This window comes from Streptomyces sp. NPDC013457, from assembly GCF_043089925.1.
Lineage (GTDB): Bacteria > Actinomycetota > Actinomycetes > Streptomycetales > Streptomycetaceae > Streptomyces.
Window position 1 is genome coordinate 236,987 of the sequence record NZ_JBICBL010000001.1, and the last position, 15,504, is coordinate 252,490.

Sequence of the window (15,504 nt, forward strand, 5' to 3'; positions counted from 1 at the left end):
GACTCGGGCGTCGGCTCGGCGGGCTACGCCTCGTCACGCCGTTCCTCCCGGAGAATCGAGTCCAGCGTGATCGCCGCGTCGATCAGCGCCAGATGAGTGAAGGCCTGCGGGAAGTTGCCCAGTTGGCGTCCCGTCAGGTCGATCTCCTCGGAGTACAGACCCAGATGGTTGGCGTACGTGAGCATCTTCTCCAGCACCAGGCGGGCCATGTCGGTGCGTCCGGCCCGTGCCAGGGCGTCGACGTACATGAACGTGCACAGGGAGAAGGTTCCCTCGGAGCCGCGCAGCCCGTCGGGGGACGCCTCGGGGTTGTAGCGGTAGACGAGGCTGTCGCTGACCAGTTCTCTCTCCATCGCGTCCAGACTGGTCTTCCACATCGGGTCGCCCGGTGTGAGGAAGCCGACCGTCGGCATGCGCAGCAGCGCCGAGTCGAGCACGTCGTCGCCGTAGTGCTGTACGAAGGCCTGCTTCGTGGGATCCCACCCCCGGTCGAACACCTGACGGTAGATCGCGTCCCGCGCCTCCACCCAGCGTCCGCCGGCCGCGGGACGGCCGTCGTCGTGGGCCATCCGCAGGGCGCGGTCGAAGGCCACCCAGGACATCACGCGACCGTAGGTGAAGTCCTTCCGGCCGCCACGTGTCTCCCAGAGTCCTTCGCCGGGCTGGTCCCAGTGGTCGACCAGCCAGTCGAGCAGGGTGTGCAGCGCCTTCCAGCCCCCGTGGTCGAGATGCATGCCGTGTTCGTGCGCGAAGTAGATGCTGTCGAGCGCCTCGCCGTAGATGTCCAGCTGGAGCTGGGTCGCGGCGCCGTTGCCGATGCGGACCGGGGCCGAGCCGCGGTACCCCTCCCAGTGGTCGAGGGTCTCCTCGACCAGGTCGGCGGAGCCGTCGACCCGGTACATGATGTTCAGCGGGCCGGAGCCGTTCGTCCGGCCGACCTTCTCCTTGACCCGGTCGTGCAGCCAGTTGATGAAGGCGGACGCCTCCTCCTTGAATCCCAGGCCCAGCAGGGCGTACACGGAGAACGAGGCGTCGCGGATCCAGGTGAACCGGTAGTCCCAGTTGCGCTCTCCGCCCAGCTGCTCGGGGAGTCCCGCCGTCGGGGCCGCGACGAGGGCGCCGGTCGGCGCGTACGTCATGAGCTTCAGCGTCACGGCCGAGCGCTCCACCGCCTCCCGCCAGCGTCCGGAGTAGGTGGACTGCCCCAGCCAGGATCGCCAGTAGCGGACCGTCTCGTGGAAGAGGCGCTCGAACTCCTCGACGCGGACCTCCTGCGGGGGCCCTGCGGGCGAGGATTCCATGATCAGGCCGCGTTGCTGCCCCGCCTGGAGGGTCAGGGAGAAGCGCACGTCGTTCTCGTCGGCCGAGAGGATGTTCAGCAGCCGTTCGTCCTGCGGCTCACGCACGGCGTGCAGGGCGAGGTCCAGGTCCTCGGAGGTGAACACCGCCCCGTGCTCCGTGAGGTGCAGCTCGTGGGGCTTGCGGCCGTAGTCGAAGCGCGGGGCGATCTCCCCCTCGAACGTCATGCTGCCGCGCACACAGCGCAGCATGCGGACGAGACGGTGCCGGTCGGTCGCGGTCGTTCCGGTCACCGGCATGAAGTCGACGACCTCTCCCGCGCCTGCCTCGGTCATGAACCGGGTCACCAGAACGGCGGTGTCCGGGTGGTAGAGCTGTTTGGTGGTGTACGTGCCGGCGGCCGGCCGCACGGTGAAGTGGCCCCCCTTGCTCCGGTCGAGCAGCGCGCCGAAGACGCTGGGCGAGTCGAAGCGCGGGCAGCAGAACCAGTCGATCGTCGCGTCGGTCGTCACGAGGGCCGCCGTCTGCAGGTCGCCGATCAGGCCGTGGTCCTCGATCAGGGGATAGTCGTCCATCGGAGACCCCTTTCAGCCCCGGTCGACCACACTCGGGGCACCACCACGCCACGGCCGGAGTGAGCCGGGCGCCACTCGATCAGCTTAGGGTGCCGAGGCCTGTCCGTCCTGGCCAGGACGGACAGGCCTCGGCGCCGGCACGGGGCCGTACGGGGTGGGTGGCATCGGTGCTGCCGCTGCGCGGGGGCGGGAATCGCCCTACCGTGAGGTGAGGGCGGTCCCGTGGCGCGGGAACCGTCCGTCGTGTGTGCCGCGAGCGCACCTGAATCCTCCCGCGAAGGGGGCGTGGCGTGAGTGTCATGACGTCCTGGGCTGCCAGATTCAGGCTGCGGCAGTACGTCAAGGCAAGCCTGTGGATCGTGCCGATGCTCGGTCTCGTCCTCGGCGTCCTTCTCGCCGAGCTCGCCCTTGCCGCCGACCGGACCGATTGGCCGCCCAGCGGCTGGCACTACTCCGCCACGACCGCGAGCGGGGTGCTCTCCGCCATCGTGGGCGCGATGGTGGCGCTGCTCGGGTTCGTCGTCACGATCGGCGTGCTCGTGGTGCAGCAGGCCACCGGAACCCTCTCTCCCCGGTACATGCGCCTCTGGTACCGGGACCGGCTGCAGAAGGCGGTCCTGGCGACCTTCACGGGGACGTTCGCGTTCGCCTTCTCCCTGCTGCGCAGCATCGAATCCGACTCGGTTCCCGACCTCGGCGTGACGCTGGCCGGCGCGGCCGTGGCCGTCAGTCTCGTGCTGCTGCTCGTCTACCTCAACCGGTTCACCCACAGTCTGCGGCCCGTCGCCATCGCCGAGCTCGTGGCGCACATGGGAGAGGCCGTCTTCACCAGAGGCGTTGCCGCGATCCGGGGAGCCGCGCCCCGGGAGGCCGAATCCGTACCGTCCGGCCCTCCGGTGATGCGCCTGCGTAGTGCACGGGGAGGCGCGATCCAGGCTATCGACGTGCCCGGTCTGGTCGCGGAGGCGGCGCGCCACGACTGCGTCTTCGTCGTGACCCGGCTGGTCGGAGACTTCGTTCCGCCCGGCTCGGTGCTCGTCGAGGTCCACGGTGGCAGGTCGGAACCCGATCCGGAGCGGGTGGCCGGTCTGATCGCCCTCGGGCCCGAGCGCACCATCGAACAGGACCCCGCGTTCGCTCTGCGGATCCTCGTCGACATCGCCATCCGCGCGCTCTCCCCGGCGGTGAACGACCCGACGACCGCCGTACAGGTGATCAACTACGTCGAGTGGTTGCTCCACACGGTGGGCAGGACGCATCTCCCCGGTCGCTATGTCCTGGCCGACGGCAGGGGCGACGCGCGGCTCGTGCTGCCGGGGCGCGACTGGGACAACTACGTCCAGCTCGCCGTCTGCGAGATCCTCGACTACGGAGGCTCGTCCGTACAGATCTGTCGCAGGCTCCGGGCCATGCTCGACGAGCTGCTCGACTCGCTGCCGGCGGGACAACACCCCGCGTTGCGCGCGCAGTTGAGCATGCTGCAGGAGTCGGTCGAACGCGAGTTCACCGATCCGGCCCGCCGGGCGCTCGCACAGCAGCCCGACTTCCAGGGCATCGGCGGGCAGTACGCCCCCTGACGACCCGTCCGTGTCAGGCGACCGAGCGGATGCGGCGCACCAGGACCGATCCCGCGAGGGCCAGGGCGCCCGCGAGCGCGTACAGGGCCGTGTACCCGCCGGCGTGGGTGACGACCGGGGCGGCGATCACGGGGGCCAGCACCTGGGGCAGCGCATTGGCGATGTTGATGACGCCCAGGTCCTTCCCCCGGTCCTCCGCCGTCGGCAGCACGTCGGTGAGCAGGGCGAAGTCCACGGCCGTGTAGACGCCGAAGCCGAGACCGAGCACGAGCGACGCCACGACTGCGCCGGTCCAGGTCTGCCAGACGGCGAGCAGCAGGGTGGCCGCGGAGATGACCAGACCCGACCAGATCACGTACGGCTTCCGCCGGCCGCTGCGGTCCGACCGGATGCCGCTGATCACGACCGTGGAGAGCAGGGTGAGCGCGTTGAGCGCCGTGAGGATCAGTACGCCGTTGTCCGCGTCCCCCTCGTAGCGCACGGCGTCGGTCAGGTAGTAGAGCAGGTACATCGTGCTGATGGAGTACGAGAGGTTCATCAGGAACCGGGTGAGCCAGGCCCAGCCGAAGTCGGGATGGCGCCTCGGGTCGATCCAGAAGCCGCCGAGGAACGTCCGCCACCGGAAGACCGGCCGGTCCGCGGCGCGGAGCGGGGTGTCGCGCCGCATCAGTACGTACGGAAGGGCCGCGAGCACCGAGAAGACCGCGCAGGCCAGATATCCGGCCGTGACACCGCCCGCGACCGTGGCCAGCACCGTTCCCGCCAGGATTCCGCCGACCTGGGAGACGCCGAGCCATCCGCCGACCAGACCGCGCTGCCGCTGGGGCACCTGGTCGGGGACGGCGGCCGTGAGAGCGGCGAAGGCCGCGTTGAGGGCGAGTTGGACCAGGCACCAGCCCGCGATCACGGTCGCGACGCTCTGCGCCCCGGCGAGGACGAGCAGCCCGGCCGCCCCGCCCGCCACCCCGCCGGCCACCCAGGGGATGCGTCGGCCGACGGACGCGGACGTCCGGTCGGAGAGCGCGCCGAAGACCGGGTTGGCGACCATCGACACGGCAGCTCCGACCCCCGTCACCAGGGCGAGGGTGGAGGCCTTGTGATCGGGTGTGAGGTGCTCGGCCTGGCGGGCCAGGAGCAGTTGCAGAGGGCCGAACCAGCCCACCCAGACCCCGAGGTTGGCGAGGGACAGCGCGCTCACCCACCGCCCGCCGACCGGGCTGCCGGGCGTGGCGGGCCTGGCGGTCGGCTGCGCGGGCTCGGCCGAGGTGCCTTCCTCCGCCGTCCCCTCGGCGGTCATCTGCCGCTCTTGATGAGGTCGCGGTACCAGGCGTACGACTCCTTGGGCGTCCGCGCCAGCGTCTCGTAGTCGACGTGGACGAGCCCGAACCGCTGCCGGTACCCCTCCGCCCACTCGAAGTTGTCGAGGATCGACCAGATGAAGTAGCCGCGGACGTCGGCGCCCTCCGCCATCGCCTCGTGGAGTGCCCGCAGATGACCGTCGTGGTAGGCGATCCGGCGGGCGTCGTCGATCCTGCCGGTCTCGGGGTCCGGCCCGTCACCGTACGAGCAGCCGTTCTCGGTGATGTACACGGGCGGCAGCCGGTCGCCGTAGCGCTCGCGCAGGGTGGCCAGCAGTTCGCGCAGTCCGTCCGGGACCACCGGCCAGCCGAAGTCGGTGAGTTCGCGGCCTTCGATCTGCCGGATGTCGAAGGGGAGGTCCGCCGGTATGTCGATACCGCCGAAGGAGGAAGAGGACGAGGAGGCGTCGGTGGCCGGCCGCGGGGCGCCGACGAGCATCGGGTTGTAGTAGTTGACGCCGTACCAGTCCAGGGGCGTCGAGATCGTCTTCAGGTCCTCGGCCACCGGGCCGGGGAGGAGCGCGGCCAGGCCCTCGTCCGGGTAGGCGCCGGTGAGGAGGGGGTCGGCGAAGAGGCGGTTCGTGAGGGTGTCGTACAGCGCGGCGGCCTCCCGGTCGGCGTCGCTGTCCCCGGCGGTCCAGACCGGACTGTGGGAGACGGCGACGCCGATCCGGCGGGCGCCCGCGGCGCGCAGGGCCTGTACACCCAGGCCGTGGGCCAGGAGCTGGTGGTGGGCCGCGGGCAGGGCGTCGAAGACGAGTCGCCGGCCCGGGGCGTGCTCGCCGAGGCCGTAGCCGAGCAGCGTGACCTCGGCGGGCTCGTTGATCGTGATCCACATGGGCACACGGTCGGCGAGCCGCTCCGCGACCACCGAGGCGTACGACGCGAACCGTTCGGCGGTGTCGCGGTCGAGCCAGCCGCCGCCCTCCTCCAGGGCGAGCGGGGTGTCCCAGTGGAAGAGCGTGGGCACCGGGGCGATCCCGGAGGCGCAGAGCTCGTCGACGAGCCGGTCGTAGAAGTCGAGCCCCTTGTCATTGACCCGCCCCTGGCCGTCGGGCAGGACGCGGGACCAGGAGACCGAGAACCGGTAGGCGTCGACGCCGAGTCCGGCCATCAGCGCCACGTCCTCGCGGTAGCGCCTGTAGTGGTCGGTGGCCACCCCCGCGTGCGAGCCGTCCTTGACGCGTCCCCGCTCTCCGGTGAAGGCGTCCCAGGAGGAGGGGCCCCTGCCGTCGGCGGTGAGGGAGCCTTCGATCTGGAAGGCGGAGGCGGAGACTCCCCAGAGGAAGCCGGGCGGGAACGCGGGTACGGGCGCTGTCATGGGGACTCGCTTCGATCGCCGGGGTGCTGGTCGCACACGGCACTTTCGGGCCCCGAGCTCCGACCTGTCAATGGAAAGTGAACAATTCTCAGCTTTACCTGACGCAGCGTTTCCCCGCACGCGCACCGGCACCCGCACCCACACCCGCACCGTCACGGCTCACGCGTCACCGAAGGTGATCTCCCTCTTGAGGATCTTTCCGGTGGCACCCTTCGGCAGCGCCTCCACCAGCCGGATCTCCCGCGGGTACTTGTACGGCGCCACCCGCTCCCGTACGAACTCGCGCAGCTCGTCGACGGTCACGTCCGCCCCGGGGCGTGGCGTGACGGCGGCCGCGACCTCCTCGCCGAGGGTCGGATGGGGCACGCCGACGACCGCCGCCTCGGCCACGGCGGGGTGCTCGTACAACACCTCTTCCACCTCGCGCGGGTAGACGTTGAAGCCGCCGCGGATGATGAGGTCCTTCTTCCGGTCGACGATGTAGTAGTAGCCGTCCTCGTCGACGCGCGCGAGGTCGCCGGTGCGCAGCCAGCCGTCCTGGAGCGCCTCGGCCGTCGCCTCCGGGCGGCCCAGGTAGCCCTTCATCACGTTGTGGCCGCGCACGCACAGCTCCCCGACACCGTCGCGGACGTCGGTCAGGCGCAGCTCGACACCCTCGATCGGAGTGCCCACCGAGCCGGGCTTGCGCGGGCGGTCGAGGTGGTTGAAGCAGGCGACGGGCGAGGTCTCGGACATTCCGAAGCCTTCAAGGACGGGCACGTCGAAGGCCTTCTCGAACCCGTGCAGCACCTCGACGGGCAGGGAAGCGCCGCCGGACACGCAGAGGCGCAGGGTGGAGGTGTCGTACGCCTCGGTCTGCGCCGTACGGGCCGCGAGCAGTGCGGCGTACATCGTGGGCACCCCGGCGAAGATGGTGGCGCCCCGGTCCTGGACGGTCCGCAGCACGTCGGCCGGGTCGAAGCGGGCCGTCAGGGTCAGCCGCGCGCCGGCGGTGACCGCGGTGTTCATGGCACAGGTCTGGCCGAAGGTGTGGAAGAGCGGCAGACAGCCGAGGATCACGTCGTCGGAGGTGAGTCGGAACAGCGAGCGCGCGGAGATCTCGGAGTTGCGCAGCACGTTGGCGTGGGTGAGTTCGGCGCCCTTCGGGGAGCCGGTGGTGCCGGAGGTGTAGAGCAGTACGGCGGTGTCGTCGTCGGCGCAGGGCCGCGGACCGATCGGCTCCGCGTAGTCGGCGAGCAGGTCGGTGAGCGTCCCGGCGGCGAGCTCCATCACGTTCGCCACGGTGTCCTCGGCGCCACGCGCCGCCTCGGCGGCGCACATCTCGTGGGCGAACAGCAGCACCGCCCCGGAGTCCCGCAGGTAGTGGGCGATCTCCCGGGACTTCAGGAGCGGATTCATCGGGACGACGACGGCGCCAGCGCGCAGGATGCCGTAGTACAGGACGGGGAAGTCGAGGCTGTTGGGCAGCATCACCCCGACCCGGTCACCGGGGTTGACGCCGCGGTCGGCGAGCAGCGCGGCGACCCGGCCGGAGGCGGTGGCGAGTTCGTCGTAGGTGAGGGCGCTGTCGCCCAGCTCGACGGCGGTACGGGGGCCGTGTTCCGCGGCGGTGCGGAGCAGGATGTCGGCGAGGTTCATGGGGCGCCTTTCGGGTGCGTTCGGGCGGTCGTGGCGGGGTCAGCCGCGCAGGGCGGAGGCGAAGAGGCCCGGGAGGCCGGCGACGGAGGGTGCCGCCGTGAAGCGGGTCAGCCGTTCGAGGGTCGTCAGGGCGGTGCGGTGGGTCACGAAGTACGGCGGACGCGGCGCCAGTGAGGGCGAGCCGGTGAACAGGCCGCGAGGGGCGGGTGCGAACGGCGAGCGGAGCACAGTCTTCTCGACGTCCTCCAGCAGGAACGCGTTGTGCACGAAGCCGATGCCACTGCCGATGTCCTGCCGGGTGTGGCCGGGGTACGCCCCCCAGGGCGTGTACCCGAGCAGGAAGCCGATCGCACACCAGGCGTTGACACCGACGGTGCCGTAGCGGAGTTCCTCGACGGCGGAGTCGACGGCCGCGCTGTGGGCACGCTCGGTCGCGGGATGGACGATGAGCGTCGCGCCCAGGGTGCCGGGCAGCCTGTCGTTGGCGAAGTCGACGGCCTCGCGGAGGAACGCCTCCGGGGTCGCGCCCCGCAGCCTGACCACGCCGAGCGCGCTCCCGAAGACCTCGTCGGTGAGCAGGACGTCGTCCTCGGCGGTGACGTCGGGTACGAGCACGCGGCACGTCCCGTCGCCGAGCACCTCGGCCCGCGGATGGGCGGCCAGGACCGCGTCCAGCCTGCTCTCCGCGCCCGGGTAGTAGTCGGCGCGCGGCGGCAGCTCGCTCAGCACCCGGCGGATCTCGCCGAGCAGCCGGTCGCCGCCCTCCCAGTCGCGGGGCAGGATCAGGATCTGGCTGGCGACGCAGTTGTGGCCGGAGTTGTTCATCTTGCTGGTGACGATGTGTTCGGCCTGGTACCGGAAGTCGGCGGCGCTCCAGTCGCCGGGCACCACGATGCACGGCGTGACACCGCCGAGTTCGCTGCTGAAAGGCTTGGCGTTCAGGGGTGTGTCGGAGCGGCGGCGCTCGGCGGCCTGCTCGTCGGTGCCCCACACGATGGCGTCGTGGGTGCGCTCGCTTCCGGTGACGTGGATGGTGTCGACGTGGTCGTGGGCGGCCAGGTACCCGCCGACGTCGGCCCCGCCGTCGACGAAGCGCACCCAGCCCTGTTCGACGAACTCGCCGAAGACGTGGGCGAAGTGGGGGCGGAGGTAGTCGTTGACCGGGTTCATCTTGGCGAGGACGGTCTGTCCCTCGGCGTAGAGCTTGTACAGGATGTCGAGCGGTGTGATGGCCGCGACGTTCCCGGCGCCCAGGACCAGCGCGACGGCGGGGCGGCCGGCACGTCCGCGGTACTCCCCGGCGGCGCGGTCGAGGACCTGCCGCGCCGTGGTGCCGGGCCTGGTCCACACCTGGGCCGTGGTCCCGTTCTGGAGCAGGGTGTCCCAGCCGGTGGCGGGGAAGACGTCCACGACGGCGCGCCCGCCGCGCTCGCGCACGGCGCCCGGGTCGACGGGCGGCTTGCCGGATGCGATCCGGCGCAGGACGTGCAGTTGGGCGCTCACCCCCTGGGCGAGGGCCCAGGGGGCACCGATCCAGTCCTCGGCGGCCCACGGGGAGTCGGGAGCGAAGCCCTTGGCCCCGGCGGCGTCCGCGACCATCGCCGCGGCGCGGGCGGCGATCCGCGGGAGCAGGCGCTCCAGCAGCGCTGTCCGTTCCTCGATCGGGGTGGCCGCCCAGGTCTCGGCACCTGCCCGCAGGTCGGCGACGGCACGGTCGAGGTGGGCGGTGTCGAGGGCGGGGACGGAGGTCATGGGGCTTCAACTCCTGATCGAGGGGGAGCGCGGGGGCGAGCTGCCGGAAGTGGGTCTCAGGTGCGCAGCCGCGCCCGGTCGCGGGACGGGTCGACGAGGGTGGCGGAGAGCAGCCCACCGACGAGCAGCATCGCGCCGGTGATGACGACGGCGTTCTGGTAGCCGTCCGTGCCCTGCTTGTCGACCATGACGCCGACGATGGCGGGAGCCGCCAGACCAGCCGTGGTGACCACGGCGTTCATCACTCCGAGGGCCCCACTGGCGCGGGCGGGCGGGGCGAGTTCGGAGACGGTGGTGGCCGCGACGGCGGCGTACGAACCGGCCAGACCGAGTCCGACGGCCAGCAGCGCGGTCTTGGCGCCGGCACCGTCCGCGAGCGGCACGCCGAGGCAGACGAGCCCGCCCAGACCGAGCGCCGCACCGCCGACACCGCCGCGTGCCCACCGGGTGCTGACGCCGCGCCGCATCAGCCATCCGGTGATGCCCGCCTGCGTCAGGAGGACGACCGCGCCCATCACCCACGGGAGCACCACGAGCCGGCCGGCTTCGGCCGAGGAGTAGCCGAGTCCGTTGTGCAGGTAGGACGGCAGCCAGACGAGCGTCAGCGCGACGCCCCAATAGCAGGTGAAGTACGCGGCGGTGACGGCGAGCCAGGTGGGGGTGGAGAAGATGCGCCGGTAGGGGACGGGCGCGCCGGGGACCAGGGGGGTGGCGGTATCACCGGCCGGGGCGTCGGCGGTCCGGTGTGCTCCGGTGCCGCCGAGGAAGTACCAGGCCACCGCCCAGAGCAGCCCGACGGCGGCAAGTACCCACAGGGCCGTGCGCCAGTGGTGGTGGTCGATGATCCAGGTGAGTCCGGGGGCCGCGGTGATCACGCCGAGGGTGATGCCGAGGGTGACCAGGGCGCCGGGCAGATTGCGCCGGTGATCGGGGAACCAGCTGAACGTGGCGTGCTGGGCGACCGGGAAGGCCGGGCCCTCGGCGGCGCCGAGCATGATCCGGGAGCCGATCAGCACGGCGAGTCCGCCGCCGATCGCGGGCGGCACCTGCGCCACCGACCACAGCAGGGCCATGATCAGGATCACGGTGGCGGGCCGGACCTTGTCGGCGTACATGCCGACCACGACGGCGGCGACCGAGAAGAGCAGGAAGAACGCGCTGTTGGCGAGGCCGAACTGGGTGGCGCTGAGGCTCAGATCGGCGCGTATCTCGTCGGCCGCCAGTCCCAGCACGGACTTGTCCGCGAAGTTGATCATCATGAAGACGACGAGGAGACCGGTGACGGTCCAGGCACGGGACCTGGTGCGGCGGTCTTCCGGCGTCGCGTCGCCGAGCTGCCTCGACGTGGTGTCAGCGGCGGTCACGGATCCTCCGGAGGGGGTGCGGCCGGCGTCGTCGCCGGGCGGGGAGGGCGGGAGGGGAGAGCGGCGAAGGCGGATGGAGCACGAGCAGGCCGACGGGGCTCGCGGTCCGGGGCCCGAGGCCCGAGGCCCGAGGTCCGAGGTCCGAGGTCCGAGGTCCGAGGTCCGAGGTCCGAGGTCCGAGGTCCGAGGTCCGAGGTCCGAGGTCCGGGGCCCGCGGTCGGCCCCGGACCGGTGAGGCGACGGGTCGGGATAAGGGTCAGGAGAAGGGAACGCCTTCGATCGCGATGCGCTCCATCACCCGGCGGCGCGGGTAGTAGTCGTTGATCGCGTAGTGCTGGGTGGCGATGTTGTCCCAGATGGCGATCGAGTCGGCCTCCCAGTGGAAGCGGACCTGGTACTCGGGGATGCGAGCCTGCAGCACCAGCTCGTCGACGAGTTCACGGCTCTCGGCGTCCGACAGGCCGACGATGCGGGTGGTGAAGGGCTCGTTGACGTAGAGCGTCCGGCGGCCGCTGCGCGGGTGGCGCACGACGACCGGGTGCTCGACCTGCGGCCAGTTCGCACGGAAGGCCGCCTTCTGCGCGTCGTTCATCAGGGCGCCCCAGCTGGGCTCCCAGTCGTGGACCGCGGTGAGGCCCTCGATCCGCTCCTTGAGCTCTGCCGAGAGGTTGTCGTACGCGGCGCCCATGTCCGCCCACATCGTGTCGCCGCCGGCGGACGGCACCTCGATGGCGCGGAGCACGGAACCGAGGGCCGGATTGGCCATGAAGGAGTGGTCGCTGTGCCAGATGTTCTTGTTCCCCTGGGACTTGGCGTCCTTGGCGAGGCGGGAGACCCCGGCGTGCTCGGTGCCGGGGAAGAACGGGTTGGGCTCCGGCGGGCCCCAGACGCCGGCCAGCGCGAGGTGGTGCTCGGCCGTGAAGCCGGTCTGGCCGCGGAAGAAGATCACCTTCCACTCCAGCAGCGCCCGCCGCAGCTCCTCGGCGAGAGCCTCGCCGATCCCCCGGGTGAGGTCGACGCCGCCGAGCACGGCGCCGAAGTGCGGAGTGAGCGGGGTGATGCCGAGGAGCTCGTACCGGCTCTCCGGCGTGCCGGGCGACACACGGTCCAGCACACGCGTGCCGTAGTGCATCAGAGGCTTGTCGAGTACGGGCTTGGGGGAGACGACGACGGCGTCCATGATCCCTCCGAACGGCTCGGAAATTCGATACCGGCAGTATTGATATGCGTCGACGCCGTCGGCAAGGGGTTGCGGCCATCGAATTCAAAACTGCCGGTAACGAAACTGTCGACCCAGGAGGAACCACAGGGTGAACGCCCGGGAGCCCGGTGCCAGTAAGGCCAGCGCCCGAAAGTCCGGTGCCGGGCAGGCCGGTGCCGGGAAGGCCGGTCAGGGAAGTCCCGGGCCGGGAAGTCCGGTCAGGGAAGTCCGGTCAGGGCGTGGCGCCGACGGCGCGGCCGATCAGGTCCACCACCGAGTCCACCAGCCGCTCGTCGGGCATCCGCTGCTCGGCGATCATCCGGAACACCAGCGAGGAGGCGACCAGCGTCACCGCCGCGTCCACGTCGATACCGTGCCGGACGTCGCCTCGCACGATCCCCCGCTCGATGATGTTCCGCATCTCCCCCGTGACGCGCGCCGTGTACTCCCCGTAGGGGCCGCGCTCGGCGTCCACTTCGGCCGCGGCAGCGATCACGCCGGCCAGCAGCCGGTCGACCCCGGGAACGCGGTACGCCTCCAGACGCGCCGTGAGCACGGCCCGCAGCTCGTCGCGGAAGCTCCCCATGTCCGGAACGGACAAGGGGCCGACCCTCGACTCGGCGGCAGCGATGACCAGGTCCTGTTTGGTCGGCCACCGCCGGTACATGGACGGCTTGCTGACCCCCGCCCGGGCGGCCACCGCGTCCATCGTGACCGCACCCATGCCCTGCTCGGCCACCAGCGCGACGACAGCGTCCAGCACCGCACGGGTGACCCGCTCCTCCCGGGGCCGCCCCGGGCCTCGCCCGCCGCCCTGCCCCGCCCGCTCGTCGACCATGCCCTGACCCTACGGGCGACGAGGATGATCACCCAATCCGGCCACGCGGGGCGAGGGTCCGGCAACGCACGGACGTCTGGCGTGAAGGTCTGAACGGTGATTCACTACTTCCATGGCATACCGGAAGACCCCCGCCGAGCTGGCCCGCCTCAGCAGCGCTCGCGAGCATCTGGTGCAGCAGGCCACCGACGTCGTGGCCGACGTGGGATGGGCGCAGGCGTCGGTGAACGCCGTCGCTGCCGCAGCCGGCATCGCGGCCGGCTCGGTCTACCAGCACTTCCCGTCCAAGGCGGCGCTTGCCGTCGAGGTCTTCCGGCGCGCCTCCGGGCGTGAGGTCGAGGTGCTGGGCGAGGTGCTGCGCAGCCCGGGTGACCCCGTCGAGCGAATCGCCCGGGGCGTCGAGGTGTTCGCCCGCCGGTCGCTCGAACGCCGTGGCCTGGCCTACGCCCTGCTCGCGGCGCCCGCCGAGCCCGCGGTCGGTGCCGAACGCCTGGAGTTCCGCCGCCGGTACCGGACGCTCTTCGCCGAGGTCGTGAGCGAGGGGGTGGCCTCGGGGGCACTGCCGCCGCAGAACGCGGAGGTCACCGCCGCCGCCCTGACCGGCGCCATCGGCGAGGTACTGGTCGACCCGCTCGGCGCCTCCGACGGGGACTCCACGGAAGGGCTCATCGCCGAGCTGACCGCCATGTCGCTGCGCTGCCTGGGCACCGGGCGGGCCCAGGCCGGCTGACCGGGCTCGTGACCGCCCCACACGGATGACGACCGCACCGCCCGTCCCGACGCCCCGCCACTCCTCCCGACGACTGCGAAGGACTCGATCATCATGACGACCACCGCCGACGCGCGCCCGGTCAGCAACCCCACCGCCCGCACCCACGAGGTGACGAACCAGGCGCCTCCGCTGGTCGGCCACGACGTCGCGGAGGACCCGGTCCTGCTGGAGGGCGTGCGGCGGGAGGGCGCCGCGTGGTACGTCGACGATCTGCACCGGATCGGCCGTCGCGCCGGCAGCGAGGAGGTCCAGCGATGGGCCGAGGAGGCCAACCGGTACGAGCCGGTACTGCGCACCCACGACCGCTACGGCCACCGCGTCGACGAGGTCGACTTTCACCCGTCGTACCACTCCCTGATGGACGTCGCGATCGGTGAGGGCCTGGCCGGCGCGCCCTGGGCCGACGAACGGCCCGGCGTCCATGTGGCGCGCGCCGCGGGCTTCATGGTGTGGAGCTCCGCAGAGGCGGGACACGGCTGTCCGGTGTCGATGACGTACGCCGTGGTGCCGGCCCTGCGTCACTCCCCCGAACTCGCGGCGCAGTACGAGCCGTTGCTGACCAGCCGCGCCTACGACCCGGTCCTGCGGGCTCCCGGCGCCAAGCGCGGCCTCCTGGCCGGAATGGGCATGACCGAGAAGCAGGGCGGCACCGACGTACGGGCCAACACCACGACGGCGGTGCCGACGGCCGACGGGAGCTGGCGGCTGCGGGGCCACAAGTGGTTCACCAGCGCCCCGATGAACGACCTGTTCCTCGTCCTCGCCCAGGCGCCGGGCGGGCTGTCCTGCTTCCTCGTCCCGCGTGTGCTGCCCGACGGCGGTCGCAACACCTTCCGTATCCAGCGGCTCAAGGACAAGCTCGGCAACCGCTCCAACGCCAGCAGTGAGCCCGAGTTCGACGACACCGTGGCCTGGCTGGTCGGCGAGGAGGGCAAGGGAGTGCGGACCATCATCGACATGGTGACCATGACCCGGCTCGACTGCATCCTCGGCTCGGCGTCCGGCACGCGCGCGGCCCTCGCCCAGGCCGCCCACCACGCCCGCCACCGCTCGGTGTTCGGCGCCAGGCTCATCGAACAGCCGCTGATGCGCAACGTCCTCGCGGATCTGGCCCTGGAGTCGGAGGCCGCGACCACCCTGGCCCTGCGGGTCGCGGGCGCGGCCGACCGTGCCCATCGCGGTGACGCGGGCGAGCGCGCGTTCCTCCGTCTGGCCACCGCGGTCGGCAAGTACTGGGTCTGCAAGCGCCAGCCGGCGGCCGTCGCCGAGGCCCTGGAGTGCCTGGGCGGCAACGGCTACGACGAGGCCTCGGGCATGCCCCGGCTCTACCGCGAGGCTCCGCTCAACGGCATCTGGGAGGGCTCGGGGAACGTCAACGCCCTCGACGTACTGCGCGCCCTGCTCCGCGAACCGGAGTCGCTGGAGGCCTTCCGCGCCGAGGTGGAGGCGGCGGCGGGCGCCGACGCCCGGCTCGACGCGGCGTGGCGGGAGGTGCTCGGCGAGCTGGCCCGGCCGGAGGACGCCGAGCTGCGCGCCCGGCGGCTGGTGGAGCGCCTCGCCCTCGTCCTCCAGGGCTCCCTGCTCGTACGACACGCCCCCGCACCGGTGGCGGACGCCTTCTGCGCCTCGAGGCTGGCCGGCGACCGTGGCCTCGCCTTCGGTACGCTGCCGGCGGGCACGGACCTCGCGTCGGTGATCGAACGGCTCCCGGCCGGACTGGGGTGAGCCCGGAGGCCGGGTGCGCGTCCGCTCCGAACGGCGGTGATGTGGACGGGCCCGTCCGTCAGTCGCCGGCCTCCCTGACGGCGC

General features: G+C 71.8%; 11 protein-coding genes. 3 read left to right on the forward strand and 8 right to left on the reverse strand.

The window, feature by feature from the left end:
• Window positions 1–23 precede the first annotated feature (23 nt).
• Complete coding sequence (locus ACF1G2_RS01100) at window positions 24–1,874, reverse strand: glycoside hydrolase family 15 protein (protein WP_391796188.1); 1,851 nt, start codon at window positions 1,872–1,874, stop codon at window positions 24–26.
• A 299-nt stretch (window positions 1,875–2,173) separates the two neighbouring features.
• Between ACF1G2_RS01100 and ACF1G2_RS01105 the strand changes: the two genes are divergently transcribed.
• Window positions 2,174–3,451 (forward strand): DUF2254 domain-containing protein, encoded by a 1,278-nt coding sequence (locus tag ACF1G2_RS01105; protein WP_391797009.1) that lies wholly within the window; start codon window positions 2,174–2,176, stop codon window positions 3,449–3,451.
• Between the two features lie 13 nt (window positions 3,452–3,464).
• Here ACF1G2_RS01105 and ACF1G2_RS01110 read toward each other — a convergent pair whose 3' ends face one another.
• From ACF1G2_RS01110 to ACF1G2_RS01140, 7 genes are all read right to left on the reverse strand, one after another.
• Window positions 3,465–4,748, reverse strand: a complete 1,284-nt coding sequence (locus tag ACF1G2_RS01110) for an MFS transporter (RefSeq protein ID WP_391796189.1) — start codon at window positions 4,746–4,748, stop codon at window positions 3,465–3,467.
• Entirely contained in the window at window positions 4,745–6,130 is a 1,386-nt protein-coding gene (locus ACF1G2_RS01115; RefSeq protein ID WP_391796190.1) for a GH1 family beta-glucosidase, read from the reverse strand. Before ACF1G2_RS01115 ends, ACF1G2_RS01110 begins: the two co-directional genes overlap by 4 nt.
• A gap of 159 nt (window positions 6,131–6,289) precedes the next feature.
• Window positions 6,290–7,768, reverse strand: coding sequence for a long-chain fatty acid--CoA ligase (locus ACF1G2_RS01120; RefSeq protein ID WP_391796191.1), 1,479 nt, complete (start codon window positions 7,766–7,768; stop codon window positions 6,290–6,292).
• Between the two features lie 39 nt (window positions 7,769–7,807).
• Window positions 7,808–9,520 (reverse strand): aldehyde dehydrogenase family protein, encoded by a 1,713-nt coding sequence (locus tag ACF1G2_RS01125; protein ID WP_391796192.1) that lies wholly within the window; start codon window positions 9,518–9,520, stop codon window positions 7,808–7,810.
• Window positions 9,521–9,576: 56 nt separating this feature from the next.
• Window positions 9,577–10,884: an MFS transporter gene (locus ACF1G2_RS01130; RefSeq protein WP_391796193.1), complete on the reverse strand. Its 1,308-nt coding sequence runs from the start codon at window positions 10,882–10,884 to the stop codon at window positions 9,577–9,579.
• A 256-nt stretch (window positions 10,885–11,140) separates the two neighbouring features.
• Complete coding sequence (locus ACF1G2_RS01135; RefSeq protein ID WP_391796194.1) at window positions 11,141–12,064, reverse strand: TauD/TfdA dioxygenase family protein; 924 nt, start codon at window positions 12,062–12,064, stop codon at window positions 11,141–11,143.
• A 253-nt stretch (window positions 12,065–12,317) separates the two neighbouring features.
• Window positions 12,318–12,923: a TetR/AcrR family transcriptional regulator gene (locus ACF1G2_RS01140; protein ID WP_391796195.1), complete on the reverse strand. Its 606-nt coding sequence runs from the start codon at window positions 12,921–12,923 to the stop codon at window positions 12,318–12,320.
• Between the two features lie 112 nt (window positions 12,924–13,035).
• Here ACF1G2_RS01140 and ACF1G2_RS01145 point away from each other — a divergent pair, with 112 nt between their 5' ends.
• A complete protein-coding gene (locus ACF1G2_RS01145) occupies window positions 13,036–13,653 on the forward strand; it encodes a TetR family transcriptional regulator (protein ID WP_391796196.1) in 618 nt (205 codons plus the stop codon).
• A 93-nt stretch (window positions 13,654–13,746) separates the two neighbouring features.
• The gene (locus ACF1G2_RS01150; protein WP_391796197.1) at window positions 13,747–15,420 is read left to right on the forward strand and encodes an acyl-CoA dehydrogenase family protein; all 1,674 of its coding nucleotides are present in this window, start codon (window positions 13,747–13,749) and stop codon (window positions 15,418–15,420) included.
• The last annotated feature ends 84 nt before the right edge of the window (window positions 15,421–15,504 follow it).

Excerpts from the sequence above, each read along its gene's own strand:
- ACF1G2_RS01100 (WP_391796188.1), bottom strand. The coding sequence starts at position 1,874 with ATGGACGACTATCCCCTGATCGAGGACCACGGCCTGATCGGCGACCTG.
- ACF1G2_RS01105 (WP_391797009.1), top strand. The coding sequence starts at position 2,174 with ATGACGTCCTGGGCTGCCAGATTCAGGCTGCGGCAGTACGTCAAGGCA.
- ACF1G2_RS01110 (WP_391796189.1), bottom strand. The coding sequence starts at position 4,748 with ATGACCGCCGAGGGGACGGCGGAGGAAGGCACCTCGGCCGAGCCCGCG.
- ACF1G2_RS01115 (WP_391796190.1), bottom strand. The coding sequence starts at position 6,130 with ATGACAGCGCCCGTACCCGCGTTCCCGCCCGGCTTCCTCTGGGGAGTC.
- ACF1G2_RS01120 (WP_391796191.1), bottom strand. The coding sequence starts at position 7,768 with ATGAACCTCGCCGACATCCTGCTCCGCACCGCCGCGGAACACGGCCCC.
- ACF1G2_RS01125 (WP_391796192.1), bottom strand. The coding sequence starts at position 9,520 with ATGACCTCCGTCCCCGCCCTCGACACCGCCCACCTCGACCGTGCCGTC.
- ACF1G2_RS01135 (WP_391796194.1), bottom strand. The coding sequence starts at position 12,064 with ATGGACGCCGTCGTCGTCTCCCCCAAGCCCGTACTCGACAAGCCTCTG.
- ACF1G2_RS01140 (WP_391796195.1), bottom strand. The coding sequence starts at position 12,923 with ATGGTCGACGAGCGGGCGGGGCAGGGCGGCGGGCGAGGCCCGGGGCGG.
- ACF1G2_RS01145 (WP_391796196.1), top strand. The coding sequence starts at position 13,036 with ATGGCATACCGGAAGACCCCCGCCGAGCTGGCCCGCCTCAGCAGCGCT.
- ACF1G2_RS01150 (WP_391796197.1), top strand. The coding sequence starts at position 13,747 with ATGACGACCACCGCCGACGCGCGCCCGGTCAGCAACCCCACCGCCCGC.